Genomic DNA, 243 nt, shown 5'->3' with positions numbered 1-243 from the left:
CGCCAATGAGGGCGAGGATGTCGTCGACAGAGAGGATGGTCTTCGTCTCCGTGCAGATCTCGAGGCGGCAGTCGTTGTCGGCGAGGAGGCGGATCCAGCGGGTGCCGGGCATGGACTTGGTGCTCACCACGCGATACTTTCCGCTCGGATTCCACACCTCGATCGATATCGGCTTCGCCATTTCTTGTTTTGCTTTCGCCTGCCTTGCCTTGCCTTGGACTCGCTACTGCTTCTTGTCTTGAG

Annotated in this window: 1 protein-coding gene; it reads right to left on the bottom strand. The window is 58.8% G+C overall.

The window, feature by feature from the left end:
- Positions 1-181 (bottom strand): Rossmann-fold NAD(P)-binding domain-containing protein (locus L9G74_RS24585; protein ID WP_238898962.1); only part of this gene is annotated, 181 nt, incomplete at its 3' end.
- Positions 182-243: the final 62 nt, after the last annotated feature.

This window comes from Shewanella electrica (assembly GCF_022321485.1).
GTDB lineage: Bacteria > Pseudomonadota > Gammaproteobacteria > Enterobacterales > Shewanellaceae > Shewanella > Shewanella electrica.
Note: the sequence above shows the minus strand (reverse complement) of the source record. Positions and strands in the feature narration are given on the sequence as shown.